The sequence below is a fragment of the Euzebyales bacterium genome, from assembly GCA_035461305.1.
GTDB lineage: Bacteria > Actinomycetota > Nitriliruptoria > Euzebyales > JAHELV01 > JAHELV01.
Genome location: DATHVN010000141.1, coordinates 36,974 through 60,920 on the forward strand (window position 1 = coordinate 36,974; position 23,947 = coordinate 60,920).

The 23,947-nt window shown below is 71.4% G+C and carries 25 protein-coding genes, 2 tRNA genes and 1 other RNA gene; 11 read left to right on the top strand and 17 right to left on the bottom strand.

What is annotated here, in order from left to right:
- The first annotated feature begins 169 nt into the window (after positions 1-169).
- Positions 170-457, top strand: a complete 288-nt coding sequence (locus VK923_13020) for a MazG nucleotide pyrophosphohydrolase domain-containing protein (GenBank protein HSJ45597.1) — start codon at positions 170-172, stop codon at positions 455-457.
- 20 nt (positions 458-477) lie between these two features.
- On the opposite strand, the gene VK923_13025 is transcribed toward VK923_13020, so the two are convergent.
- Entirely contained in the window at positions 478-1,512 is a 1,035-nt protein-coding gene (locus VK923_13025) for an aspartate-semialdehyde dehydrogenase (protein HSJ45598.1), read from the bottom strand.
- A 20-nt stretch (positions 1,513-1,532) separates the two neighbouring features.
- Positions 1,533-2,777 (bottom strand): aspartate kinase, encoded by a 1,245-nt coding sequence (locus tag VK923_13030; protein ID HSJ45599.1) that lies wholly within the window; start codon positions 2,775-2,777, stop codon positions 1,533-1,535.
- 1,024 nt (positions 2,778-3,801) lie between these two features.
- On the opposite strand from VK923_13030, the gene VK923_13035 reads away from it, so the two are divergent.
- A complete protein-coding gene (locus VK923_13035) occupies positions 3,802-4,659 on the top strand; it encodes an NAD-dependent protein deacetylase (protein HSJ45600.1) in 858 nt (285 codons plus the stop codon).
- Positions 4,660-4,797: 138 nt separating this feature from the next.
- Here VK923_13035 and ppsA read toward each other — a convergent pair whose 3' ends face one another.
- From ppsA to ffs, 5 genes are all read right to left on the bottom strand, one after another.
- Positions 4,798-7,194 (bottom strand): phosphoenolpyruvate synthase, encoded by a 2,397-nt coding sequence (ppsA, locus tag VK923_13040; GenBank protein HSJ45601.1) that lies wholly within the window; start codon positions 7,192-7,194, stop codon positions 4,798-4,800.
- 450 nt (positions 7,195-7,644) lie between these two features.
- Positions 7,645-8,247: a recombination mediator RecR gene (recR, locus tag VK923_13045; protein HSJ45602.1), complete on the bottom strand. Its 603-nt coding sequence runs from the start codon at positions 8,245-8,247 to the stop codon at positions 7,645-7,647.
- Positions 8,244-8,549 (bottom strand): YbaB/EbfC family nucleoid-associated protein, encoded by a 306-nt coding sequence (locus tag VK923_13050; protein HSJ45603.1) that lies wholly within the window; start codon positions 8,547-8,549, stop codon positions 8,244-8,246. The genes recR and VK923_13050 overlap by 4 nt, the downstream gene beginning before the upstream one ends.
- A gap of 69 nt (positions 8,550-8,618) precedes the next feature.
- Positions 8,619-10,472 (bottom strand): DNA polymerase III subunit gamma/tau, encoded by a 1,854-nt coding sequence (gene dnaX, locus VK923_13055; protein HSJ45604.1) that lies wholly within the window; start codon positions 10,470-10,472, stop codon positions 8,619-8,621.
- Between the two features lie 79 nt (positions 10,473-10,551).
- An RNA gene (gene ffs / locus VK923_13060) (signal recognition particle sRNA small type) lies at positions 10,552-10,651 on the bottom strand.
- A 662-nt stretch (positions 10,652-11,313) separates the two neighbouring features.
- On the opposite strand from ffs, the gene VK923_13065 reads away from it, so the two are divergent.
- The 4 genes from VK923_13065 to VK923_13080 all read left to right on the top strand — a co-directional run bounded on the left by VK923_13065 (position 11,314) and on the right by VK923_13080 (position 13,498).
- The gene (locus VK923_13065; protein HSJ45605.1) at positions 11,314-11,610 is read left to right on the top strand and encodes a hypothetical protein; all 297 of its coding nucleotides are present in this window, start codon (positions 11,314-11,316) and stop codon (positions 11,608-11,610) included.
- Between the two features lie 28 nt (positions 11,611-11,638).
- Complete coding sequence (locus tag VK923_13070) at positions 11,639-12,235, top strand: hypothetical protein (protein ID HSJ45606.1); 597 nt, start codon at positions 11,639-11,641, stop codon at positions 12,233-12,235.
- Positions 12,236-12,363: 128 nt separating this feature from the next.
- A complete protein-coding gene (locus tag VK923_13075) occupies positions 12,364-12,966 on the top strand; it encodes a hypothetical protein (GenBank protein ID HSJ45607.1) in 603 nt (200 codons plus the stop codon).
- Complete coding sequence (locus tag VK923_13080; GenBank protein ID HSJ45608.1) at positions 12,938-13,498, top strand: response regulator transcription factor; 561 nt, start codon at positions 12,938-12,940, stop codon at positions 13,496-13,498. Before VK923_13075 ends, VK923_13080 begins: the two co-directional genes overlap by 29 nt.
- On the opposite strand, the gene VK923_13085 is transcribed toward VK923_13080, so the two are convergent.
- A complete protein-coding gene (locus VK923_13085; protein ID HSJ45609.1) occupies positions 13,480-14,589 on the bottom strand; it encodes a PDZ domain-containing protein in 1,110 nt (369 codons plus the stop codon). The two genes, VK923_13080 and VK923_13085, sit on opposite strands and share 19 nt — an antisense overlap.
- Before the next feature lie 4 nt (positions 14,590-14,593).
- Complete coding sequence (locus VK923_13090) at positions 14,594-15,751, bottom strand: site-2 protease family protein (protein HSJ45610.1); 1,158 nt, start codon at positions 15,749-15,751, stop codon at positions 14,594-14,596.
- A 64-nt stretch (positions 15,752-15,815) separates the two neighbouring features.
- On the opposite strand from VK923_13090, the gene VK923_13095 reads away from it, so the two are divergent.
- Positions 15,816-15,904: transfer RNA gene (locus tag VK923_13095), tRNA-Ser, on the top strand.
- Positions 15,905-16,345: 441 nt separating this feature from the next.
- Here VK923_13095 and VK923_13100 read toward each other — a convergent pair.
- From VK923_13100 to VK923_13110, 3 genes are all read right to left on the bottom strand, one after another.
- On the bottom strand, positions 16,346-16,735 hold the full coding sequence (locus VK923_13100) for a globin (GenBank protein HSJ45611.1): 390 nt from the start codon (positions 16,733-16,735) through the stop codon (positions 16,346-16,348).
- Complete coding sequence (gene tadA, locus VK923_13105) at positions 16,732-17,223, bottom strand: tRNA adenosine(34) deaminase TadA (GenBank protein HSJ45612.1); 492 nt, start codon at positions 17,221-17,223, stop codon at positions 16,732-16,734. The genes VK923_13100 and tadA overlap by 4 nt, the downstream gene beginning before the upstream one ends.
- Before the next feature lie 36 nt (positions 17,224-17,259).
- Positions 17,260-17,348: transfer RNA gene (locus VK923_13110), tRNA-Ser, on the bottom strand.
- An 89-nt stretch (positions 17,349-17,437) separates the two neighbouring features.
- Here VK923_13110 and VK923_13115 point away from each other — a divergent pair.
- Positions 17,438-18,103, top strand: coding sequence for a maleylpyruvate isomerase family mycothiol-dependent enzyme (locus VK923_13115; GenBank protein HSJ45613.1), 666 nt, complete (start codon positions 17,438-17,440; stop codon positions 18,101-18,103).
- Positions 18,104-18,109: 6 nt separating this feature from the next.
- On the opposite strand, the gene VK923_13120 is transcribed toward VK923_13115, so the two are convergent.
- The gene (locus VK923_13120; GenBank protein ID HSJ45614.1) at positions 18,110-18,568 is read right to left on the bottom strand and encodes a GNAT family N-acetyltransferase; all 459 of its coding nucleotides are present in this window, start codon (positions 18,566-18,568) and stop codon (positions 18,110-18,112) included.
- Between the two features lie 282 nt (positions 18,569-18,850).
- Between VK923_13120 and VK923_13125 the strand changes: the two genes are divergently transcribed.
- Positions 18,851-19,255: a hypothetical protein gene (locus VK923_13125; GenBank protein ID HSJ45615.1), complete on the top strand. Its 405-nt coding sequence runs from the start codon at positions 18,851-18,853 to the stop codon at positions 19,253-19,255.
- 45 nt (positions 19,256-19,300) lie between these two features.
- Here the strand turns inward: VK923_13125 and VK923_13130 are convergent, their stop codons facing one another.
- A complete protein-coding gene (locus VK923_13130; GenBank protein HSJ45616.1) occupies positions 19,301-19,966 on the bottom strand; it encodes a haloacid dehalogenase type II in 666 nt (221 codons plus the stop codon).
- Positions 19,967-20,588: 622 nt separating this feature from the next.
- Between VK923_13130 and VK923_13135 the strand changes: the two genes are divergently transcribed.
- Both VK923_13135 and VK923_13140 read left to right on the top strand, forming a co-directional pair.
- Complete coding sequence (locus VK923_13135; GenBank protein ID HSJ45617.1) at positions 20,589-20,825, top strand: DUF6458 family protein; 237 nt, start codon at positions 20,589-20,591, stop codon at positions 20,823-20,825.
- Positions 20,826-20,843: 18 nt separating this feature from the next.
- On the top strand, positions 20,844-21,509 hold the full coding sequence (locus tag VK923_13140; protein HSJ45618.1) for an O-methyltransferase: 666 nt from the start codon (positions 20,844-20,846) through the stop codon (positions 21,507-21,509).
- Positions 21,510-21,518: 9 nt separating this feature from the next.
- On the opposite strand, the gene VK923_13145 is transcribed toward VK923_13140, so the two are convergent.
- Genes VK923_13145 through VK923_13155 form a run of 3 tightly spaced genes read right to left on the bottom strand, consistent with a single transcriptional unit; the run spans position 21,519 to position 23,925 of the window.
- On the bottom strand, positions 21,519-22,325 hold the full coding sequence (locus VK923_13145) for an ABC transporter permease subunit (GenBank protein ID HSJ45619.1): 807 nt from the start codon (positions 22,323-22,325) through the stop codon (positions 21,519-21,521).
- Positions 22,325-23,248 carry an ABC transporter ATP-binding protein gene (locus VK923_13150; protein ID HSJ45620.1) on the bottom strand — a complete coding sequence of 308 codons (924 nt, stop codon included), beginning with the start codon at positions 23,246-23,248 and terminating at the stop codon, positions 22,325-22,327. Before VK923_13150 ends, VK923_13145 begins: the two co-directional genes overlap by 1 nt.
- Positions 23,245-23,925, bottom strand: a complete 681-nt coding sequence (locus VK923_13155) for a TetR family transcriptional regulator (GenBank protein ID HSJ45621.1) — start codon at positions 23,923-23,925, stop codon at positions 23,245-23,247. The genes VK923_13150 and VK923_13155 overlap by 4 nt, the downstream gene beginning before the upstream one ends.
- Between the last annotated feature and the right edge of the window lie 22 nt (positions 23,926-23,947).

A 23,947-nucleotide genomic window follows, 5' to 3' on the forward strand; every position in this document is an offset into this window, starting at 1 on the left:
GCTCCCTGGCGGTGAATCGCCAACATCCTCGCGTTGATCCTCTACACGCCTGAGATCCGAGAGGACCTGCGCGACTACTGGAACGCCTACCAGTCCGGCGAGATGAAGACCTACGCCGAGGAGCAGGTGGAGGTGGGCACCTGACCGGTCCGCGGTACCCTGCCCGCCCATGGACATCGCCGCGTTCCAGGAGCAGATGCGCGTCACGTACGGCGCCCGCGACCGCGCGCGTGGTCCCGCACGCACGTTCGCGTGGCTCGTCGAGGAGTGCGGTGAGCTGTCGCGCGCCGTGTTCCGCGGCACCCACGACGACCGGCTCGTCGAGTTCGCCGACGTGCTGGCCTGGCTGACGTCGCTGGCCGACCTCGTGGGCGTGGACCTCGACGAGGCCGCGCGACGCTACGCCGACGGCTGTCCACGGTGCGGTTCGACCCCGTGCCGGTGCGCGAGCGGCTGAGGACCTCGGCGCGCCCGCGGCTACACGATGCCTCGCTCGATCAGCAGCTCGGCGATCTGCACCGTGTTCAGGGCCGCACCCTTGAGCAGGTTGTCGCCGACCACGAAGAAGTTCAACGCGTGCGGGTCGGCCAGGTCGCGACGGATGCGCCCGACGGCGACCTCGTCACGTCCCGCCCACTCCAGCGGCGTAGGCAGGTCGCACACCTCGAGGCCCGGGAACGCCTGCAGCGCCGCGACGGCCCGGTCGACATCGATCTCCGACGAGAACGACGCGCGCACCTGGATCGCATGGCCGGCCATCACCGGCACCCGCACGCACGTCGGCGAGACCGTCAGATCAGGTAGCCCCAGGATCTTGCGGGACTCGTTGCGCAGCTTCATCTCCTCGTCGGAGTAGCCGTCCTGGGCGCGCGAGCCCAGCCACGGCACGACGTTGAACGCCAGGGTCGCGGCATGAACGCGATGCTCGACCAGCTTCGCCGCCGCGGCGCCGTCGCGGCGCAGCAGCTCCGGCTCGGCCAGCAGCGTCGGCACCTGCGCCAGCAGTTCGTCCATGCCCTGCTGCCCGGCGCCGCCGGCAGCCTGGTAGCTGGTGGCGACCATGCCGACCAGTCCGAAGGCGTCGTGGAGCGCCTTCAGCGGCAGCATCGCGGCCATCGTCGTGCAGTTGGGGTTGGCCACGATGCCCTTGCGCATGCCGTCCACGGCCTCGGGGTTGACCTCGGTGACCACCAGCGGCACGTCGGGGTCCATGCGCCACACCGACGAGTTGTCGACCACGATGGCGCCAGCCGCGACGGCCTGCGGCGCGTACTCGCGCGACCGCCCTCCACCAGCGGAGAACAGCGCGATGTCGACGCCGGCGAAGATGTCCGGCTCCGTCAGCGCCCGGACCGTGATCTCGCGGTCCCCGAAGGCCAGCCGGCGGCCCGCGGAGCGTTCCGAGGCCACGAGCACGATGTCGTCGTGCGCGACGCTGCGGCGCTGGAGCAGGCGGCGGAGATCTTCGCCAACGGCGCCGGTGGCGCCGACGACCGCGATCGTGCGTCCCATGGTCGTGTCCTTGTCGTGGGCTAGCGGACGAGCGACTCGCCCAGGGAGTCGAACTCGCCGCCGAGCCCGAAGTGCTCGTGGATAGCGGTCACGGCGATCTCGGCGTCGTCGCTGCGCACGACGACCGAGATGCGGATCGTCGACGTCGAGATCATCTCGATGTTCACGCCGGCGTCGCTGAGGGCGCGGAACATGGCCGCCGCCACGCCCGGGTGGGTCTTCATACCGGCCCCGACCAGCGAGACCTTCGCGATCTGCTCGTCGAAGCTCACGTGCCGCGCGCCGATCTCCGACGACACCTGCTCGAGCAGCTGGAGCGCCCGCGGCCCCTCGTCGCTGGGCAGCGTGCACGAGATGTCCGTCGTGCCGTCGTCGCCGACGTTCTGCACGATCATGTCGACGTTGATGTTGACGTCGGCGAAGGCCGTGAAGATCTGTGCCGCGACGCCGGGCTTGTCGGGCACGCCGCGGATGACCAGCTTGCCCTCGCTGGTGTCGTGGGCGACGCCGGAGATGATGGGCTGTTCCATGGTCGATGCCTTCCGCACCCAGGTGCCGTCCTGCCAGCTGAACGAGCTGCGGACATGGATGTCGACGTCGTGGTTGCGCGCATACTCGACGCTGCGCACCTGGAGGACCTTCGCGCCGCAGGCGGCGAGCTCCAGCATCTCCTCGTGAGAGGTCTCGCGCAGGCGCCTGGCGTCGGACACGATGCGCGGGTCCGCGGTGTACACGCCGTCGACGTCGGTGTAGATCTCGCAGACGGGCGCGCCGAGTGACGCGGCAAGGGCGACGGCCGTCGTGTCGCTGCCGCCGCGTCCCAGCGTCGTGACGTCCTTCGAGTCGCGGGACACGCCCTGGAAGCCCGCGACGATCACGACGTGGCCGTCGTCGAGTGCATCGGTGATGCGTCCGGGCGTGATGTCGAGGATGCGGGCCATCCCGTGCACGGCATCGGTGATGATCCCCGCCTGACTCCCGGTGAAGCTGCGGGCGGTCAGGCCGCGCGCATGGATCGCCATCGCCAGCAGCGACATCGAGATGCGCTCGCCTGCGGTGAGCAGCATGTCGAGCTCACGTCCGGGCGGCGCCGGGCTGAGCTCGTTGGCCTGGCGCACCAGCTCGTCGGTGGTCTGCCCCATCGCGGACACGACCACCACGACCTGGTTGCCGGCCTGTGCCGCGCGTTCGATGCGCTGGGCCACACGGCGGATCCGGTCGGTGTCGGCGACCGACGTCCCCCCGTACTTCTGCACTACGATCACACGACTGTCCAGACCCTGGTCGATCCACTGCACCCACCGTCGAGCGACGCCGGCCGGCGATGGCTCGGCGGCGTCCCGACAATGCTAACCATGCGGCACCGTTTCCACCGGTCCGCGAGGCTGGACGGCAGTGAAGGCGAACGGGGCGGTTGTCCACCGCCTCAGCGGATCCCGCGGCCCGCCCACGGCGGCTCCGCCGGGCCACGACCGAGGCGTCGGGCGCCCCGACCGCTGGCACGCCGACGCCGACGACGGCCGCGAGCACAGGTGCCGTGTCGACCGACGGCCGGGTGGCCGTCCCGTCCGCTGGCGGCCACGCCGACGGCGGCCGCGAGCGCAGGCGCCGTGTCGACCGACGGCCCGGTGGCCGTCCCGACCGCGTCGACCGACGGCCCGGTGTCCCGACCGCGTCGACCGACGGCCCGGTGGCCGTCCCGAACGTGTCGACCGACGGCCCGGTGGCCGTCCCGGCCTGTCCTCGACGGAGCCGGTGACATCGACCGGTTTCCCTTGTGGGGGATCGGGTGTTGCGTACCTCACCCACGTCCGCACCGGCACGCACACCGGCTTCGACCGGGTCGTGTGGGAGTTCGACGGCCCGGCACCGGTCTTTCGCGCGGCGTACGCCGACCGCCCGTGGCGGAGTCGGGGGGTCCGGTCGTCGCATCAGGACCGCGGGCGACGCCACGGTGACACTCCTCTCCTCGCCGGCCTCCGGCGTCGACCTCAGCGGCGAGCAGCCGGTCGAGGTCTCCACGTCCCCGCCGCCTGTCGGGCGTCCAGGCCAGCACCCATGACTGTCACAGAGACCGTGAAGACGGGTAACGTCGAGAGCACGCTGGCCTGGGCGGTCGCATCGACGACATGCGCCCCCTTGTGGTCACAACCCAGACGTCACCGGTACGGATCGTGCTGGACATCGGGCACTGATCGGGCTCCACGCCCAACGGTCACCGCGCGCCGGTCACCGCGTCCGCACCGTCGCGATGCGGCGAACCGGCGGGCTGCGTGACAAGCTCGGGGTGTGGACGGGCAGATCGCGCAGCTCGCGGAGCTGGTCGCCGACGGCGACGTGGTGGTCCTCAGTGGAGCGGGCATCTCGACTGACTCCGGCATCCCCGACTACCGCGGGCCGACCGGTGCGCAACGGCGGACGGCGCCGATCACCTACCGCGAATTCGTCTCCGACCCGACGGCGCGACGACGGTACTGGGCGCGCAGCCAGCTCGGCTGGCGCCACGTCCGGCGTGCCCGACCCAACCCCGGGCACTTCGCCGTCGCCCGGCTCGAGCACCACGGCTGGGCGTCGGGGCTGATCACACAGAACGTCGACGGGCTCCACGGTGCGGCGGGCAGCCAGAACGTCGTCGAGCTGCACGGCAACCTCGCGCGGACCGTCTGCCTGGGCTGCGGCGTGCGGCGGTCACGGCGCGAGCTCGGGCAACGCCTGGACGCCGCCAACCCGGACTTCGCGGCGACGCCCACCCGGATCGCACCCGACGGCGACGCGGAGCTGCTCGCCGACGCCGAGCGGGGGTTCCGGGTCGTGGCATGCACCACCTGCGGCGGTGTGCTGAAACCGGACGTCGTGTTCTTCGGAGAGTCGGTCCCGCGCGACCGGGTGAACCGTTGCTTCGCGATGGTCGACGCGGCCCGCGCCGTGCTGGTGGTCGGGTCGTCGTTGACCGTCATGTCGGGGTATCGCTTCATCATCCGCGCCCGCGGGCGAGGTACGCCGGTCGCGATCGTCAACCGTGGGCCGACGCGCGGTGACGATGACGCGGTACTCCGCGTCGACGCCGGTCTGGCCGACGTGCTGCCGAGGGTGCTCGACCACCTGCGCGCCCAGGACCGCCGGGCAGCCCCCACCCAGCCGCGTTGACACCACCCCGAGTTCCGCCCACACCCCGAACTCCGCGCCAGCAGGTGGGGCGCGAACCTCGAGGTGGTGTCGCGGAGTTCGAGGTGGTGTAGCGAAACCCGAGGTGGTGTGGCGAAGTTCGGGGTGGTGGCGTGGTGGTCAGCCGAGCTCGGTCTCGATCTTGGCGACGTTCTGGCGGGTGGCGAGCAACGCGTCGGGGTTGACCGAGATCGAGTCGATCCCGGACTCGACCAGGAACGCGGCCAGGTCCGGATGGTCGCTGGGACCCTGCCCGCAGATCCCGACCACGCGGCCCTTGGCGTGGGCGGCCTCGATCACCATGCTGATCGCCCTGCGCACCGCAGGGTTGCGCTCGTCGAACAGGTGCGCGAGGTGACCAGAATCGCGGTCGACGCCGAGGATGAGCTGCGTCAGGTCGTTGCTGCCGATCGAGAACCCGTCGAACCGGTCCGCGAACTCGTCGGCCAGCAGCACGTTGGCCGGGATCTCGCACATGACGTAGACCTTCAACCCGTCCTCGCCGCGGCGCAGACCCTCGCCGGCCATGACCTCCAGCACGCCGTCCGCCTCCTCGAGCGTGCGCACGAACGGGAGCATGATGATGACGTTGTCCAGACCCATCGTCTCCCGGACGCGCTTCAGCGCACGGCACTCGAGCGCGAACGCCTCGCGGTAACCCTCCGTGTAGTACCGGCTGGCGCCGCGCCACCCGAGCATCGGGTTGCTCTCCTCCGGCTCGAACTGCCGCCCGCCGATCAGATCGGCGTACTCGTTGCTCTTGAAGTCGCTGGTGCGCACGACGACCGGGTCGGGGTACCGGGACGCGGCGATACGGCCGATCCCCAGCGCAAGCCGGTCCACGAAGTAGGCGCGCAGGTCGTCGTAGCCGATCGTCAGCTTCTCGATGTGCGTGCGCACCTTCTTGTCCTCGACGTCGTCGAAGCGCACCAGGGCCATCGGGTGGACCTGGATGTGGTCGTTGACGATGAACTCCATGCGCGCCAGCCCGACGCCGTCGGACGGCAGCTGCCACCAGCGCATCGCGGCGCCGGGTGACGCCAGGATCAGCATCACCTTGGTCTCGGTCTCGGGCAGGTCGGACACGTCGAGCGTCTCCTCGGTCCAGGCGATCTCGCCCGGATAGACCAGCCCGGCGTCGCCCTCCGCGCACGACACGGTGACCACGTCGCCGTCGGTGAGCACGCTCGTCGCGTCGTCGGTGCCGACGACCGCGGGGATGCCGATCTCCCGGCTGATGATCGCCGCGTGTGCAGTCCTGCCGCCGCGGTCGGTCACGACGGCGCTCGCGCGTGCCATGAGTGGACCCCAGTCGGGATCGGTCATCTCGGTCACCAGCACGTCGCCGTCGGAGAAGTCGTCGGCGTCATCGGGGCTGGCCAGCAGCCGGACCGTCCCGCTGGCGACCGCGCCGCCCACGGCGATCCCGGTGACCACCGGAGTGGCGTCGGTCTGGACCCGGTAGCTGGTCAACACCGACGCGCCGGCCCGGGACTGCACGGTCTCGGGTCGGGCCTGCACGACGAACAGCTCGTCGGACTCGCCGTCCTTGGCCCACTCGATGTCCATCGGCCTGCCGTAGTGCAGCTCGATCGCCCGCGCCCACCGGGCGAGCTCGAGTACCTCGTCGTCGGACAGCACGAACGACTCCCGCTCGCGCCGGCGCGTGTCGACCACCTTCGTCGCCGCAGCCTCACCGCGGGCGTAGACCTCCTTGGACAGTTTGGACCCACGGACCCGGTCGATGATGGGTCGCCGTGGTTTGCCGTCCGAGGTCGTCCCGTCGAGCGCCGGCTTGAAGACCACCCATTCGTCGGGCTCGACGTTGCCGCGCACCAGGTGCTCACCCAGCCCCCACGAGCCGTTGATCACGACCACGTCGGGGAAGCCGGTGTCGGGCTCCAGCGTGAACGCCACACCCGAGCACGCCCGACCGGCGCGCACCATCTTCTGGATGGCGACGCTCAGCGCGACCTCGCGGTCGTCGAAGCCGTGACGCGCGCGGTAGACGATGGCCCGGTCGGTGAACAACGACGTGTAGCAGAACCGCACCGCGTCGAGCACATCGTCGTGCCCGGTGACGTTGAGCATGGTCTCCTGCTGGCCGGCGAAGCTGGCGTCCGGCAGATCCTCGGCGGTCGCCGAGCTGCGGATCGCGACGTCCACCTCAGCCATCTCGTAGCGCTCGCACAGCACGTCGTACGCGCTGCGGATCTCGTCGGCCAGATCATCCGGGAAATGCCCACGGCCGACGGCGCGGCGCAGCCGGTCACCTACCTCGCGCACGCGCCGCTCGTCCTCCCGGAGCTCGTCGACGGCCTTGGCGATCAGCTCGGTGATGCCGTTGTCGGCGACGTACGTGCGGTAGCCGTCCACCGTGATCGCAAAACCCTCAGGCACACGAACACCCTGTTCCTTCAGGCTGCGCAGCATCTCACCGAGCGAGGCGTTCTTGCCCCCGACGATGCCGACGTCGTCCTGACCGAACTCCTCCAACGGACGCACGAGCTGGCTCATGCCTGGCTCCTCTCGCTCACCAGCCGCCACGCTCGCCGAGCGCCGCAGCGTCGACCGACCACGTCGTGCACGGTAACGCCGATCTGCGGGCACCAACAGGCCCGAACACAGAGGAACGGGCACATCCGGGCAGCGCCGGCCGCTGCTTCATCTAGCATGACAGCACCTTCAATTGCCTCACGCAGCACGGGGAGCCACCAATCGCCACATCGTGACTTGGCGTCGGTGGGCGTCGCCAAGATCTGCTCTCGGACCGGTCGTGTGCTTGGTCGTCTCGCTGACGCTCGACTCCCAGCGGCGGCTGAGGGAGCCCACGGCACGGCACCAGAGAAGCCGCGCGGTCGCACGGCGTGGTGAGCGACGAACACCGGGTCATCTACATGCGAGCCGCAACGCCGCGACCCGGGATGCAGATGCGGCCGAATGCCAGCCGGGACCGGCAGACAGACCCTACTGGAGGGCCCGGCGCCCCGCGAAGGCGCGACCGAGCGTGATCTCGTCGGCGTACTCCAGGTCACCGCCGACCGGCAGGCCCGACGCGATCCTGCTGACCCGCAGCTCCATGCTCTTGAGCAGCTTCGACAGGTAGCTCGCGGTCGCCTCGCCCTCGATGTTGGGGTTCGTGGCCAGCACGACCTCGGCGATGTCCTCGGTGCCGATGCGGGTGACGAGTTCGCGCACCCGCAGCTGCTCGGGCCCGATGCCGTCGATCGGCGAGATGGCGCCCCCCAGCACGTGGTAGCGTCCGCGGAACTCGCCGGTCTTCTCGATCGCCAGCACGTCGCGAGGCTCCTCGACCACGCACAGCACCGTCGGGTCACGCCGGGCGTCGCGACAGATCCGACACTCTTCGTGCTCGCTGACGTTGAAGCAGCGCTGGCAGAACTGCACCTTCACCTTGACGATGCGGATGGCGTTGGCGAGCCGCTCGGCGTCGTCGATGTCGACCTGCAGCAGGTGGAACGCAAGGCGCTGCGCGCTCTTGGGCCCGATGCCCGGCAACCGGCCCAGCTCCTCGATCAGGTCCTGGATCGGACCTTCGTAGACGCTCAGATCAGCCCCGGCGGCAGGCCGAGCCCGCCGGCGAGGCTGCCCAGCTTCTCCTGCTCCAGCTCGCGGGCGCGGCGCAGGCCGTCGTTGACAGCCGCGACCACCAGGTCCTGCAGCATCTCGACGTCGTCCGGGTCGACGGCCTCGGGTGCGATCTCGATGCTCGTCAGGTCGCCTGTCCCGGTCACGACCGCGTTGACGGTCCCACCGCCGGCGGTACCGGTCACCTCGACCTCGGCGATCTCCTCCTGCGCCTTGGCGAGCTTGCGCTGCAGTGCCTGCGCCTGTTGCAGCATCTGGTTCATGACGTCTGCCCTACCGTTCGGCTACCGGTCGTGCCATCCGGCGCGGCGGCCGGCGCGGCTGCGTCCAGCCTACCCCGCACCGCTCCCGCCGAAGTCGACGACCGTTGCGCCGAGGTTGCGCCGCAGGGTCTCGATGGCCTGCTGGCGCAACTCCTCCTCGTCGGGCAGGTCGCCGGCCGCCTCCATCGCCTCGCGTTCGGCGACCTCGGCCGCCTCGGCCTCGTGCGCGGTCGGTCCCGCCTCGGCATCGTCGGAGGCGACGATGCAGTGCAGTCGCGCCCGCAGCCCGAGCACGTCGTGGATCGCGCCGCCGATGACGCGCTGGCCCTCGGCGCCACCGCACTCGCCGGCGTGGAACTGGTGGCCCGGGCGGAACTCCAGCGTGACCGTCTGATCGTCAACCGCGACGGGGCGGCTCATCGACATCAGCGCGTGCCAGCGGACCTTCTGCTGCCTGACACGGTCGAGCACCGCCGGCCACGACTGCTTGAGCAGGTCGAGGTCGACGGTGCCGCCACCGGACGACACGCCGGCGGACACCTCGGCCGATGTGTCGGACGACGTCGGCGCAGCAGCTGCGTCAGGCGTGGCTGCCGACGCGGTGGGTTGCGAGGATGCCTGCGGGTCGGCCGGGACCGCGCGCGCCGTGGCCGAGGCGGACGGCGTCGGGGCCGCGACCGACTCGGGGGCCGGGTCCTGCGTCGTCGTCGGCGCATCGACCGCCACCCCGTCGGCGTCGGCCGACCGGGTGGCGGGCGGTCGCGCGGGCGGGACGTCGTCGACCCCGCTGCGTCGCTCGAGACGGTCGAGCCGCGCCCCCAACGCGGCGGCGTCGCCCGCCGCCTCGGGCAGGGCCGCCTTGGCCAGGGCCAGCTCAAGCGGCAGCCGCGTGTTGCCGCGCCGCATCTGCGCCTGGCACTCCGCCAGCAGGTCAACGGCGCGCAGCAGCTCGATCTGCCCTAGTGCGTCGGCCTGGGCGCGCAGCCGCTCCAGCCGCTCCGGCGTTCCCGGCACCAGGTCGGCGTCGGGCGCGGTCTGGACCAGGAACAGCGACCGGAGGTGCTCGGTGGCGTCCCGGGCGAACTGCCGCAGGTCGTGGCCGCTGTCGGCCAGGCGTTGGACCAGCCGGCACAGCGAGGCGACGTCGCCGCCTGCGATGCTGGCCGCCATGTCCGCCAGCAGGTCGTCGTCGGTCGTGCCGAGCACGTCGGCGACACCCTCGATCGTCACCTTCGGCCCGGTGAACGACACGACCTGCTCGAGGACCGACAGCGTGTCGCGGGCGCTGCCGTCGCCGGCACGGGCGATGAGCGCGATACTGCCGGTGTCGAAGGTGATCTGCTCGCGCTCACCGATCTCGGCGACGTGGGAGCTGAGCAGGGCCGCCGACAGGCGTCGGAAGTCGAAGCGCTGCGTGCGCGACAGGATCGTTGCGAGCACCTTGTGGGGCTCGGTCGTAGCGAACACGAACAGCACGTGGGCCGGTGGCTCCTCGACCGTCTTGAGGAACGCGTTCCAGCCCGCCGTCGACAGCATGTGGCACTCGTCGACGATGTAGACCTTCATGCGCGCCGAGGCCGGCGCGAAGGCCACCCGCTCACGAAGGTCGCGAACGTCGTCGACACCGCCGTGGCTGGCAGCGTCGATCTCGATGACGTCGACGTTCGACCCGTCGGTGATCGACAGGCACTGGTCGCAGGCGTTGCACGGGTACGGCGTGGGGCCCTGCGCGCAGTTGACCGCCTTGGCCAGGATGCGGGCGGTGGACGTCTTCCCAGTGCCCCGTGGACCGGTGAACAGGTATGCGTGGTGCAGACGGTCCTCGGTGATGGCCTGCGACAGCGTCTCGGTGACGTGGGGCTGCCCTACGATCTCCGCGAAGGTCTGCGGCCGGTACTTGCGGTAGAGCGAGACGTGGGCCATGGCACCTCGTCGGTGGGGCGTCGCCGGACGGCCGCGGCATCAGCCTTGGCGCACGCCGTGGTCGCTACCGGACGGACGAACGGATGCGGCTGGCCCGCAGCACCCGTCACAAGCCGCTTATGGATGCTGCCTTCCGGCCCTGACCAGGTTCACGGTGCGACGTTGCACGGGACCGCACCCCTCGTCCGCCCGGTACCGACCACGGCGGACCCCGGATGATAGCAGCGGATGCTCGTCCGTCCGACGCCGACCGGCGGGTGGCGGGACGTCGGATGGGACACCACCGCGACCCGAAAGGGGGCAGGTGCCCGAGGCGGGACAGGGGTGCCTAGACACACCGTGGTCTCCGACGGAGCGATCGGAGGACCCGATGCACGACTATCCACCGCAGCCACCGCAGGGACACCCGACGACGCTCCTGGTCGGTGGGGACGCGGGGATCGGCAAGACGCGTCTGCTGGAGAAGTGGGCATAGCACGTCGCCGAGGCCGGTGCACGCATGGTGACCGGACGGTGCATCGAGCTCGGCGCCGCCTCGCTGCCGTACGGGGCGGTTGTGGAGGCCCTACGCCGGCTGGTGGCCGACACCCCGACCGCGCGTCGCCGCTGGCGTACCGCACCGATGAGCTGACACGCCGCCATCCCCTGTGGCCGTTGCTGGCCCGCCTCCAGCGCGCACCCCGGGTCGTGCCCGTGCCGCTCCGCGCGCTGGACCGCTCGGAGGTCGCGGAGCTGGCGACGGCGATCGTCGGCGAGCTGCCGGGCACGGCGCTGCTCGACGACGTGCACACCCGCAGCGAGGGCATCCCCTTCTTCGTCGAGGAGCTCCTGGCCACCGCCGATGGCACGACCGGCGCACTGCCCCGAAGCCCTGGCGGACGTGCTGGTGGCGCGGGTCGACGAGCTGCCGCCCGATGCCCAGGCGGTGGTCCGCATCGCGGCCGCCGCCGGGCGCGAGGTGGACCACGAGCTTCTCGCCCGCGTCGCCGCCGACCGTCTCGGGCTCCCGGAGCACCGCCTGCTGCAGGCGTTGCGCGACGCTGTCGCCGCACAGGTCCTCGTCGTCGGCGTGGACGGAGTCGGCGTTCCGCCACGCGCCGCTGCAGGAGGCGGTCCACGCCGACCTCCTCCCCGGTGAGCGGGTCGCGATCCACGCCGAGATCGCCATGATCCTCCAGGACCGCCCGGACCTGGCAGGCCACGCAGGGGTCACGGCGGCCTTGGCGTGGCACCACCTCGCCGCTCGGGATCAGGCCCGCGCGCTGACGGCGTCGCGTGACGCCGCGGCGCACGCCCGCCGCGTCGCGGCGTTCGCGGACGAGCAGCACCATCTCGAGCAGGTCCTCGAGCTGTGGACATGCGTGCCCGATTCAGCGCAACGCACGGGGACGACGCTCGCCGACGTGCTCATCGACTCGGCGGCGGCCGCCTGGCACAACAACGACTCGGCCCGCGCCGAACGGTACGCGAGGCAGGCGCTGGAGCACATCGACCACGAGGCCGCGCCGCGCACGGCCGCCATCGCCTGGATGTGGGCTGGCATGGCACGCCACGCCGCAGGCCGCGACGGCGTGTTCGACGCCTACGAGCGCGCAGTCGCGCTGATGCCGCCAGAGCCGTCGGCCGAGCGCGCCCGCCTGCTCAGCGCCCAGGCGATCGCACTGGCACTCCTCCCGCGGCTGGAGCACGCGGTCGGCCCGATCGAGGAGGCGGTGCAGGTCGCCGCGCAGGTGGGCGCGCAAGGGAACAGCTGCAGGCCCTGATCACCAAGGGCGTCGTCGCCGGCCTCGGCGACGACGACGGTGGGCTCGCCGCCTTCGCCGACGCACGCCGCCTCGCCCGGGAGCACGGGCTGCTCGAAGGCGGACGCCTGTACGTCAACGAGGCGGACGTGCTGTTCAACCTGGGGCGCATCGACGAGGCCCTCGCGGTCGGCGCGGAAGGCCTGCGCTGGGCCGCCGACCGCGGGATCCTGCGGACGCGCGGGACATGGCTGCACGCGAACATGGCCGAGTTCCTGCTGCGTCTCGGACGGCTCAAGGAGGCGCGGGCCCATGTGCGCGACGCTGTGGCGCTGGTCGGCACCGACATCAGCGACGTCCACGTCCGCCAGCGTGAGGCCTGTGCCCTGCTGCTCGCCGACGAGCTCGATGGTGTCAACGACGCACTCGCGGTGATCGCGTCGCTGCACCACGGCATCGCCGCGGGCTCCCAGATGGAGGGCCCCGCAGCGAGCTCGTCGCCGAGCTCGCCTTGGCCCGCGACGACCCGCCGGCGCCCTGGCAGCGGTCCGCGCCGGGCTCGACGCGGTGGAACGCGCCGATGGCGTCCGCCGCCACGGCGGAGGGCTGTACGCACTGGGCCTGCACGCCGCCTCCCTGCTCGACGACGATCGCATGGCGCGGCGACCGAGATCCACGAACGACTGGAAGGCAGCCGGCGGGGGGCCACCCGTGGCGTGCCCGTTGTGGACCGCGTTCACCGCGACCACTGACGCCGAGTGGGCGACCCTGCACGGCGCCGCGGACGTCGCCGATCGCTGGGCCGAGGCGGAGCGCCGGCTCGATGCGCTCGGCTTCGTCACGGCGGCGACGCAGACCCGCATCCGCCACGCACTGGCCCTGCTGTTCGAGGACCGTGACGCCGCCGCGACGCAGCTCGAGCGGCCTTGGACGGACGCCGAATCCGCCGGCCTCTCATTGCTGTGCCGTGAGGCGAAGCGGATTGGCCGGCGCGCGAACATCGCCCTCGGGCAGGCCCTGGGCGCGACCCCGTTCGGGCTGACACCGCGGGAGCGGGAGGTCCTGCGCCTGCTCGCAGAGGGCCGCAGCAACCCGGAGATCGGCCGCGTGCTGTTCATCAGCCGTAAGACGACCAGTGCGCACGTGTCGAACATCCTGGCAAAGCTCGGTGTGAGCAGCCGCGGCGAGGCTGCGGCCACCGCCCACCGGACGGGACTCGACGGGGGTGACCCTGCCGGTCCGGGTGCGGAGCTCGTCCGGAGGCGTCAGGCGTCGGGCAGGTAGCGACAGGATGCAGCCGGTGGTGCGTGGTCGGCGGCGGCGATGGCCGACCCGGCCGCGAGGGTCGTGCGGGCGTCGTCGAACGTGTCGACTGCGACCACCGTCATGGGGCTGCCGCGCGGTAGCGCCGCGCGAGCCTCGGCCGCCTGCGGAGCCGGCGCAACGAACACGTCGGCACCCTCGCGGGCCGCCGCGGCCACCTTGAGGTCGATGCCGTCGATCGTGCCGACCGTGCCATCGAGCGCGAGGGTCCCGGTCCCGGCGATCCGCCTGCCGTCGGCCAGGTCGTCGTCGTCGACGAGGTCGAAGATCGCCAGGCCGGTCATCAGGCCCGCGCTGGGCCCGCCGACCTCGCCCGAGGCGACGTCGACCTCGAACGGCAACTGCACGTGCGGCGCGTGGGTCGTGATGCGGATGCCGATCACCGGCCGCTGCTCACCGCCGACGTCACGCAGGGCGGGCGCCACCTCCTCGACGACCTCCTCGCCGTCTCGCAGCACGCGCAGGTCCAGTGGCGCCGTGCCGTCGATCGCCTCGACGAGCTCGACGTCGGTCATCACCGGCGCGCCGTCGACGGCCGTGATCACGTCGCCGGCGCGCAGCACCCCCTCCGCGGGCGAGTTGTCGATGACCTCGGCGACGTCGACGCCGGAGCCGGTGACCTCGACCGGCAGCCCCGCTGCACGCAACGCGACCACGACCGCCCGGTCGGTCGCGTCGACGAAGATCTGGCGCTGTCGCTCCAGATAGCGGTCGCGGCGTTTGCCGTCCAGCAGCGCACGTTTGCTCACGACCCCCTGGTCGTCGCGCAGGCCGGCCAGCAGGAGGCCGAACAGCGTCGCGTCCCGCTGTGCCACGGTCGTGAACAGGAAGTCGCCGTCGACGGTCGCGTCCGGACGCTCGGCGATCATGACGCACCGGGAGACGCCGATCGCCGACCCGGGCAACTCGATGTATGCGGGCAGCGGGACGACCGACCCAGCCAGGACGAGCAGTGCGATCGAAAACGGCAGGAACCACGTCCGCAGCCAGGAAGGGATAGCGACGTCCCGAGCGTCGGCGGTGACCCCGTCACCACGTCCGTGCCGTCCCATCCGGTCACCCGACGGCGTCGGCCAGCAGGCTCGTCGTCAGAAGCCCGACCGGCTCGCCGTCGCGCACCACGATCAGCATGCGGTCGCGCGATCGCAGGAGCTGGTCGAGGGCCTCGTCCGTCGGCGTGTCGTGGTCGATGAACACGTCGGCGACGACGACGTCGTCGACGCTGGTCCGGTCCCAGTCTCGGGCGGGCACGCCGTCGAGATCGTTCAGCTTCACGCCACCGAGCAGCGGCTGCCCGACCGGCCAGAGGACCGACGGGCGCTGCTGCAGGCGCGGTCCGATGTCGGCGAGACGCGCGCCGGAGGGCACGGTCGGCGGCACGGCGCCCATGAGGTCCCCGACGCGGCGGCGCGCGAGGGCCTCGCGGTGCTGGGCGGCGGCGTACGCCTGCATCGAGGACTGCAGCAGGAAGATCCCGATCAGCCCGCCCCACAGACCGAATGACGCCAGCACCTGCGCGGCCGCCCACAGCGGTCGGACGGGCAGCTCGGGGACACCAGTCACCGACAGGACGGCGCCCAGCAGGAGCAACCCGGCGAAGAGCTGGCCGACCCTTGCCGCCATCCGGGTCGCGCCGTTGCGGGAGGACGTCGCCAGCCACAGCACCGCCCGCAGCAGGCGCCCGCCATCAAGCGGGTAGCCGGGCACCAGGTTGAAGACGGCCATCGCACCGTTGAGCCACGCGAGGTAACCGGCGACGAGCTCGAACGTCGAGAAGTCCGGCAGGATCCGCACGACCAGGCCGAAGACCGCGGCGAGCACGAGGCTGATCAGCGGGCCGATCCCGACGATCACTATCTCGTCGCGCGCCGTCCGCGGTTCACCGACCGACTCGGTCACGCCACCGAGCAGGAACAGCGTGATACTGCGCACGTCGACGCCGCGGTCGAGGCTGGTGACGGCGTGGCCGACCTCGTGGGCGAAGATGCACGCGATGAACAGCAGCGTCGTCGCAGCGGCGGTCGTCCACGCGCCGACCGGCTCACCGTCGAACGCCGGACGGGCCATGAAGTCCCGCGCGAGCCAGAATGTGAAGAGCCCGATCAAGGCGAGCAGGGACGGACCGACGCGCAGCGGCACCCCATGCACGTGCAACAAGGTCCAGCGCGCACCGACGACCAGCCCACCAGGTCCAGGTCGTGTGCGCTCGGCCATGCAGCTCCCCGTGAAGCGTGAACCACCTCGCTCGCTATACTGCCCGCCGAGTCCGAGTTCTGCTGGAGCCGTCGCCTAGTCTGGCCTATGGCGCGGTCTTGGAATGGCCGTAGGGCGGTGACGCCCTCGAGGGTTCGAATCCCTCCGGCTCCGCTCTGCGACGCCCGCCGATCGGCTTACGATCGTCGGTGCGCCGAGACCGCTGGGGGCTCCCGCCCGGACCCGTTGGTCGCATGGCTCCCGCTGCGTTTGTGACGGGACACGTGGCTCTCGTCGGGGAAACCACGGACCGGTGCTCATGTGATTCTCGCCGGACGTAGCCCGCGCTGCCGACGGTCGCCGGTCGCACCGCACATCAGCGCCGCGACGCCAGCGTCCGGGCGGCGATGCGCCAACCCAGGCCGACGTCGCCGGCGCGGAAGATGATCGAGTCGCGCACCTCGACGCGCGATCGCGCGCCTGACGTGGGTCCACACGACGGGGTCGGCGCCGGCCCGCACCTGCTCCATGGTCGGAGGCGGTTGCACGACGACGCCCTCCCCGCCATCAGTGTCGGCTGCCGGGCAGTCTACTGCCGCAGGTCGGCTGTCCGGGTCAGGGGTCGCGGATCGTGTTGATCATGTGTGGCGCGGCGCGAGCGACGTACGCGAGGACCTCCCGGGCCGCGTCATCGGGCCAGCCCTGACGGCCGATCGCGCCCGCCATCAGCTGCGCCCAGCGCAGGGCCTCGACCTCGGTGATCACGAACGGCGCGTGCCGCATGCGCAACCGGGGGTGTCCGTGACGCCGCGAGTAGATGGGACCGCCACCGAAGTACTGAGCAAGGAACTGCCCCAAGTGCCGCGTGCCGGGCTCGAGGTCGTCGGGGTAGTGCGGACGCAGCACCGGGTCCTGCTCCACCGCCGCGTAGAAGTCCTCCACAAGGGCGTGGAACGCCGCCTCGCCGCCGACCCGTTCGAACACGGTCGTGGGCTCGCCGCTCATCGGCGGTCGACGCCGGGCGTCGCCGCCGTGGCGCGTCGCCGACGGTGGAAGAACCGCGTGAGCACGCCGGCGCACTCGTCCGCCCGGATGCCGCTGACGACCGTGGCGCTGTGGTTGAGCCGCTCGTGGCGCGCGAGGTCCATCAGCGACCCAACGGCACCGGCCTTGGGGTCGGAGGCGCCGTAGACCAGCATCGGCACCCGTGCGAGGACGACCGCGCCGGCGCACATGGCACACGGCTCCAGCGTGACGTACAGCACGCAGCGCTCCAGGCGCCACGACCCGACCACCTCGGCAGCTGCCCGCAACGCCAGCATCTCGGCGTGCGCGGTCGGGTCCTGCCGGCGCTCCCGCTCGTTGTGGGCGCGGGCAATGATCTGCCCGTCCCGAACCACGACCGCCCCCACCGGCACGTCGTCGTGGGCCTCGGCGGCACGGGCCTCGGCCAGCGCCTCGTCCATCCAGATGCGGTGCGTCAGCGTGCTCACCGGTTCGTCCCAACGGCGGCGGGCGGGCAGGCCCCGTGGTGGAGGTGGGATTCGAACCCACGAGGGCGTTGCCGCCCTACCGCATTTCGAGTGCGGCGCACTAGGCCGGGCTATGCGACTCCACCGCGGCGCGCACGGCAGTGCGCGGCGAGGCGACAGACTACCATCGCCATCCGCTGCCACGCCGTCGATCTGCAGCGATCCGAGAGAGGTCATGACCGAGTCCGCCACCACGCGCCGCCGTGAGCTGTGCGACCTTCTGTCCAGCTTGACCCTCGAGCAGTGGACGGCCGAGACGCTGTGCGCCGGCTGGGACGCCGCTGACATCACCGCCCACCTGATCGTCCGTGAGCGTGAGCCGTGGACCGGTCCCGGGCTCGTCCTCGGCGGACCGTTCGCCGACCTGACCGATCGCCGGCGGGCCGCGTGGAAGGCACGCGGGCGGGAGGCGCTGATCGGGGCGCTGCGGGCTGGTCCGCCCTGGCCGCTGACGGTCGCTCCCCTCGAGGGCACGCAGGTCGTCGAGGACTGGATCCATGAGCAGGATGTCCGCCGTGGCGGGGCCGGCCTGTCGACGCCACCGCCAAGACCCGGGCTGGAGCGCCTGCTGTGGGGTGCTGCGCGGCGCTTCGCGTTGAGGACGCTCTCGGTCGACGCCAACGTCGTGATCGAGCTCACCGACGGGCGGCGGCGCCGCCGGCTCCAGTCGCGGCGGAGGCTGCCGTTCGCGACCTCGACCGACGCCGCCGCGGATGTCACGATCACCGGTCGGGTCGCCGAGCTGCTGCTGTACGCGGTAGGCCGCGACGGCGCTGAGGTCGAGGTGACGGGCGACGCGGCGGCCGGGTCGCTGCTCGCGGCCAGCCCTCGCAGCGTCTGACCCGAGTCACTCCCGCTCGCGCACCACGTAGGCAGCGGTGACGCCACGTTCGAACCCGAGCGCGCGCCAGAACGCATCGGCACGATCGCTGCCGTCCAGGACGATCAGCTCGTCGGTGTGGGCACCGAGCTCGGTCAGCTGCCGCTGCAGTGCGTTGACCAATCGCCGCCCCACGCCGCGACGCCGGAACCGCTCCTCCACCGCCAGTCGGGACAGCACGGCCGTCCGGCCATCGTACGAACCGGCGATTGCGCCGACGAGCTGCGCATCCATCAATGCGATGATGACGAGCTCCGGATCTCGACGGCGGAGGCGGGCGATCTCGTTGCGGAACCCACGTGGCGACGGCGGGAGGTCGGCGCGCTCCCACAGCTGTGCGATGGCGTGGACGTCCCCGCGTCCGGCGCGTCGCACCGTCACATCGCGGGATCCGAGCTCTGCTGGGGATGCTCCCGATGCTGTCATCTGTCCACTCCCGGTGCGAGGGCGGTGGCGGTCGTGGGCGGCGATGCAGCGGTTCGCTGCATTCGCAATCTGCCCGCGATCAGCGAACGGCCCGTGTCGTGGAGTTGATCATCTGAGTAATGCTATGGTTGCGCGCTGTGGCCATTCTAGGCTAGTCTCACGCTCGGCAATGCAGCCGTGACACAACCATGTTGGGGGTGGTCGGGGTGGTTGTCCATAGGTACATTGCCCATCAAACCAATTGCACGTGTCATCGAACGCAAGTCGAAGGGGAGTCTGCGAATGACGAAGCCCGAGATCTGGGGCCGGTGCCCGTCATGCGCCCGATGGTTCCCGTGCCCCAACTGGTTCCAGCGCGATCAGGAGCACCCGACATGCCCACGCTGCGGGATCGAGCCCACGCGCATCGAAAACCGCGCACCACGGCCGCCCGCCGCCGTCAGGTGCGCTGAGCAATACCGGGAGGATCTACGGGAATCACTCGGCAACGCCCTCAGCTACACCCACCAGCTGTGGGGCCTGTCCCGTTCCCTGTCCGCCTCGTCGCGGCTGACCACCGTCGCTGAGCAACTCGGTGAGCTCGAAGCGGTGCTGGAGGCCGAGCTCCGCCGCGCGGAGCTGATCGCCGGCGAGCTCGAACGCCTCGGCGAGTCGACGTCAGACTCGCAGTTGCCGGCGACCGCGTGACCGGAGGATCTGCGGATCCCGCAGACCCTTCCGAGCTCGGGCCCGTCAGCGGAACGGTAGGGCGAGCAGCCCCTCGACCACGCCAGGCAGGTCGACCGCGTTCACATCGGCGGCCTCGAAGGCCGTGACGGTGCCGCCTTCGTGACGGCTGGCGTAGCCGGTGACCAGGCCTGCGCGGCGGGCGCCGTGCACGTCCCACGAGTGCACGGCGACCATCGCCATGCGCTCGGGCGTGACCTCGTTGCGTTGCGCACAGTGGGTGTAGGGCAGCGGGGCGGGCTTCCAGCGCCGCACCTCGCCGACGTCGTGGCACGATGCGACGAGGTGGCGCAGACCAGCGCGCTCGAGCAGCTGCGCGGTCATGTCGGCATGGCCATTCGTCAGTGTGACCGCCGGCACACCAGCGTCGACCAGGCGTTCCAGGGCCGGCCGCACGTCCGGATGCGGGTCGAGATGCGCGAACCGCCGGAGCACCGTCGCGGCCACCTCGTCGTCATCGAGCATCCGCTCCAACGTGTGCCGGGCGAGTTCGCGGAACGGCACGAAGTCACCGGCGCAGGTGAGGGCGAAGCCGTCGGACAGCACCTGCGAGAACCAACGCTGGAGGGTGCCGTCGGCAGCGCCGACCTCGTCCAGCGCCCGTCCAACCCCATCAAGCGAGAACAGCGTCTCGTTGACGTCGAAGGCGACGACCAAGGGGCGCAGCACCATCAGGGCAGTCTACGCGCCGCCTCTGAGACCGGCCGGACGGCACGCGCAGCCCGCCCGTACCGGTCGACAGATCCAGGACGTCGGTCCCAGGGGCCCGTCGCGCCGCGACGCGACTCGGCTGATGACGCCATTGCAGCACCGTCGTCGCCGTGGCGCCCGTGGTCGTCCTCGCTGCACCACCCGCCGCGGCGGTACAGTGCGCACCACGGGTGACGTCCTGCCAGTCCCGTGGTCGACGGCCTGCGCCATGACGCCTTCACAGTGACGTCGGCGACGTACCGTCGCCCGCGGCACCGTCATGCGGGTGGGCACGCTGGCGCTCGTGGGCCGCCGCTGGGCAACGTGATCGCCAACGACGCCGCAGCGTCCGCGAGGGGCGCGGCCAACCGCCTCGCCCGCGCCGGCATCGCCCAGCGGCGTTCGCCGGGCTGTTCGCGCCGGACGCTGCAGTGCGCCACGGTGCGATGGGGCGTCCCGCTGCGGACGATGGAGGTGCTGACGGCCGGCGGTACGACGGCGCCACCCAAAATGACCGGCGTACGATCATCGGTGCAAGATCTTGGGTATTGTCGCCGGGACACTGGCACGCAACCAGTCACGTCTCCTGCCGAGGAAACAGGTCATGGGTATCGGATCAAGCATCGCAATCATCGCGATCGGTGCGATCTTCGCGTTCGCGCTCGACTTCGACGTCGCGGGCCTCGACATCAGGGTCATCGGCTACATCCTGATGGCCGCGGGCCTGCTCGGCCTGCTGTTCACCGCGCTCATCTTCGGGCGCCGCGACACGGGTCGGACCGTCGTTCGTGAGGAGCCTCGACGCCGCGAGGTCGTGCGCGAACGGGAGATCGACCGCTAGAAAGACATCGACGCGGTCGTGGGCGACGACGGCTTCGCGGCGGTCGACGCCTATCTCGACGATCTGTTCGGTGGCGACGACCCGGCGTTGATGGCCGGGCTCGCGCGCGCCGAGGCGGCCGGGCTGCCAGCGATCAACGTGTCGTCGAACCACGGTCGGCTGCTGCACGTCCTCGTGCTGGCGCGCCGGGCCACGCGTGTGCTCGAGATCGGCACGCTCGGCGGCTACAGCGCGATCTGGATGGCCCGCGCGCTGCCGCCGGACGGGCAGTTGGTATCGCTCGAGCGCGAGCCCGCGTACGCCGAGGCCGCCCGCGGCAGCATCGAATGCGCGGGCCTCGCGGACCGTGTCGAGATCCGCCTCGGGCGGGCACTCGACTCGCTGGCCGAGCTCGAGCGCGAGGGCGCCGGTCCGTTCGACATGGCGTTCATCGACGCCGACAAGGAGCCCTATGCCGACTACCTGCAGGCCGTGCTGCGCCTCTCGGCACCGGGCACGCTGATCGTCGCCGACAACGTCGTCCGCAGCGGCTCGGTCGCCAGGGGGCCGTCCGACGACCCGGCCGTGACAGGCATCCAGCGGTTCAACGCCGCGCTGGCGGGCGACCCGGGGCTCGCGGGCGCCATCGTTCAGATGGTGGGCACCAAGGGCCACGACGGCATGGCGCTTGCCGTCGTCCGCTGACGCTGGCGCTCACGTCATGAGGTCACGTCGGGTGAACCCGACGACGCCCGCGACGGCGGCGACCAGCGGAACCGCGGCGAGTTGCGCCAGACCCGGCCAGTCGAAGCCCGTGAACAGCGGGCGCGCCCCGAGGTACCACGAGAACGGTGACACGGCCAGCATCCAGTCGGCATCGATCGTGGGGCCGATCGCGTCGAGCATGAACGCGCCCACGCCGAACGCCGCGGCCACGCCCAGGCCGATCGCGCGCCGACCGGTGATTGCGCCGACCGCGAGGCCGATCGTGCCGAAGCCCAGGAGCAGCAGCAGCAGCCCGGTTGACCCGGCGACGACGTTGCCGATGGCCACGTCGAGGTCCAGCACGACGACCAACGCGATGGTCACGACCGTCAGCGCAGCGACCGGCACGAGGATGTTGAGCCACAGCGCTCCGAGGCGCTCCAGCAGCACCCGTGCACGGCCGACGGGTGCCGTCACCTCGAGCTCCAGCGTGCCGTCCTCCTCCTGGCCGGCGACCAAACGCGTCCCCGTGGCGATCGCGAAGACCGACAACAGGATCGGGCCGAGCAGGCCGTAGACGGTGGACGTGATGTAACCGGCGGGCGTGGCGATCTCGTCGTACCCGAAGGCGTTCACCATCGCCTCGGGCAGGTTCTCGACCATCGCCGCCATGTCATCGACGCCCATCACGGGGTAGAGGCCGATGTACATCGTCGCGATCGCGGCCAGGGCGACGCTCCACAGCAGCAGCGCGCGGCGCTGGTCCGTCATGACGCCACCGAGCACCGTGCCCGGTACGGCGGTGTTCGCGGCCATCAGTGGGTCACCTCCCGTGCGCGACGGTCGTCTGCCGGCACGCGGTAGAAGTCCAGGAACAGGTCCTCGAGCTCGCGGTCCTGCGCGGACCACGCCGTCACGCGGTACGCCGCCGCAGCCTTGAGCAGTGCGTCCGGCTCCCCCCGCAGCACGCATCGCAGCGTCCTGCCGTCCACGGTCGCGTCCTCGACGCCGGGCAGCGACGAGAACGCCACGACGTCGATGTGCTCGGCGAAGCGCAGCTCCACGACCTGGCCGGCGCGGTGACGCAGCGTCCGGACGTCGTCGGTGTCGACGACCACCCCGTCGCGGATGATCGCAACCCTGCCAGCGACGTCCTCGACCTCGCTGAGCACGTGCGAGGACATGAACACTGTCGCCCCCGCGTCCCGGGACTCACGCACCAGATCGAGGAACTCGCGTTGCAGCAGAGGGTCCAGCCCGCTCGACGGCTCGTCGAGGATCAGCAGCTCGGGTCGGTGCATGAACGCCTGCACGACGCCGACCTTCTGCTTGTTGCCCTTCGACAGCCCGCGGATCGGCCGGTCGAGATCGAGGCCGAAGCGCTCGGCCAGCGGGCCGATGCCATCGTCGCCGGCACCGCCGCGCAGGCGCGAGAGGTAGCGCAGCAGCTGGCCGGCGGTCCGCCGGCCGGACATGGCGAGCTCACCCGGGATGTACCCGATGCGGGCCCGCAGCGCGGGTCCGCCGCCGGCCGGCGAGGTGCCGAGGACCTCCGCACGGCCCTCGGTGGGCCGCAGCAGGTCGAGCAGCACCCGGATCGTCGTCGACTTCCCCGCACCGTTGGGCCCGAGGAACCCGAAGATCTCACCGCGCTCGACCTCGAGGTCGAGGCCATCGAGCGCCCGGACCCTCCCGTAGTCTTTGACCAGTCGCTGCGTGCGGATCACGACGTCGTTCATGACCCTGCTCCCTCCTGTGGCTCGGCTCCGTCGACGAACGCACTGCGCATGACCTTGGCGACCTCCTCGGTGACGAGCCCCTCGGTGAACATCTCGAGCACGGGACCGATGTAGGCCGCGGAGGCCTGCGGGTCCGCGAGCTCCGACGGGTCGCTGGTGAGGTCGACGCCCAAGAGGCGCTCGACGTGCTTGTGCAGCACCAAGGCGCCCAGCGTCCAGATCGTGAGCACGGCGGCCCGGCCGTGCGGATAGTCGGTCGGGCGCAGTGACCCCGCCCGGACGCCCTCGGCCATGTATCGGGCGGCGTCGGCCACCATCTCGTCGATCAGCGTCGCGACGTGCGGCGACCCGTCGGCCAGGCTGCGCGCTAGGTACCGGGTCAGGGGCACGTCCTGCTTGGCGCGCCGCATGGCGGCCGCGACGTCGAGGGCGGGCCCCTGCGCCATCGCCTCCTGCTTGTTGCTACGGATGATCCCGGCGACGTACTCGTCGCAGGCGTACCGCAGCCCGTCCTTGGTGCCGAAGTGGTGGATCACCAGGCCGGGTGACACGCCAGCCTCCGCGGCGATGGCGCGCACGCTGGTGGCCGCGATGCCGTCCGCGGCGAACCGCGTGATCGCGGCGTCGCGGATGCGCGCCCGCGCGGTCCGGTCCTCGACGGCAGCTGCTGAACGCATGTTCAATATACTAAACAACTGT

Excerpts from the sequence above, each read along its gene's own strand:
- VK923_13085 (HSJ45609.1), bottom strand. The coding sequence starts at position 14,589 with ATGGGACGGCACGGACGTGGTGACGGGGTCACCGCCGACGCTCGGGAC.
- VK923_13120 (HSJ45614.1), bottom strand. The coding sequence starts at position 18,568 with ATGACAGCATCGGGAGCATCCCCAGCAGAGCTCGGATCCCGCGATGTG.
- VK923_13130 (HSJ45616.1), bottom strand. The coding sequence starts at position 19,966 with ATGGTGCTGCGCCCCTTGGTCGTCGCCTTCGACGTCAACGAGACGCTG.
- VK923_13065 (HSJ45605.1), top strand. The coding sequence starts at position 11,314 with ATGGCACGACCGGCGCACTGCCCCGAAGCCCTGGCGGACGTGCTGGTG.
- VK923_13125 (HSJ45615.1), top strand. The coding sequence starts at position 18,851 with ATGACGAAGCCCGAGATCTGGGGCCGGTGCCCGTCATGCGCCCGATGG.
- VK923_13135 (HSJ45617.1), top strand. The coding sequence starts at position 20,589 with ATGGGTATCGGATCAAGCATCGCAATCATCGCGATCGGTGCGATCTTC.
- VK923_13100 (HSJ45611.1), bottom strand. The coding sequence starts at position 16,735 with ATGAGCGGCGAGCCCACGACCGTGTTCGAACGGGTCGGCGGCGAGGCG.
- VK923_13025 (HSJ45598.1), bottom strand. The coding sequence starts at position 1,512 with ATGGGACGCACGATCGCGGTCGTCGGCGCCACCGGCGCCGTTGGCGAA.
- VK923_13145 (HSJ45619.1), bottom strand. The coding sequence starts at position 22,325 with ATGGCCGCGAACACCGCCGTACCGGGCACGGTGCTCGGTGGCGTCATG.
- VK923_13150 (HSJ45620.1), bottom strand. The coding sequence starts at position 23,248 with ATGAACGACGTCGTGATCCGCACGCAGCGACTGGTCAAAGACTACGGG.
- ppsA (HSJ45601.1), bottom strand. The coding sequence starts at position 7,194 with ATGAGCCAGCTCGTGCGTCCGTTGGAGGAGTTCGGTCAGGACGACGTC.
- VK923_13115 (HSJ45613.1), top strand. The coding sequence starts at position 17,438 with ATGACCGAGTCCGCCACCACGCGCCGCCGTGAGCTGTGCGACCTTCTG.
- VK923_13050 (HSJ45603.1), bottom strand. The coding sequence starts at position 8,549 with ATGAACCAGATGCTGCAACAGGCGCAGGCACTGCAGCGCAAGCTCGCC.
- dnaX (HSJ45604.1), bottom strand. The coding sequence starts at position 10,472 with ATGGCCCACGTCTCGCTCTACCGCAAGTACCGGCCGCAGACCTTCGCG.
- VK923_13090 (HSJ45610.1), bottom strand. The coding sequence starts at position 15,751 with ATGGCCGAGCGCACACGACCTGGACCTGGTGGGCTGGTCGTCGGTGCG.
- VK923_13020 (HSJ45597.1), top strand. The coding sequence starts at position 170 with ATGGACATCGCCGCGTTCCAGGAGCAGATGCGCGTCACGTACGGCGCC.
- VK923_13070 (HSJ45606.1), top strand. The coding sequence starts at position 11,639 with ATGATCCTCCAGGACCGCCCGGACCTGGCAGGCCACGCAGGGGTCACG.
- VK923_13155 (HSJ45621.1), bottom strand. The coding sequence starts at position 23,925 with ATGCGTTCAGCAGCTGCCGTCGAGGACCGGACCGCGCGGGCGCGCATC.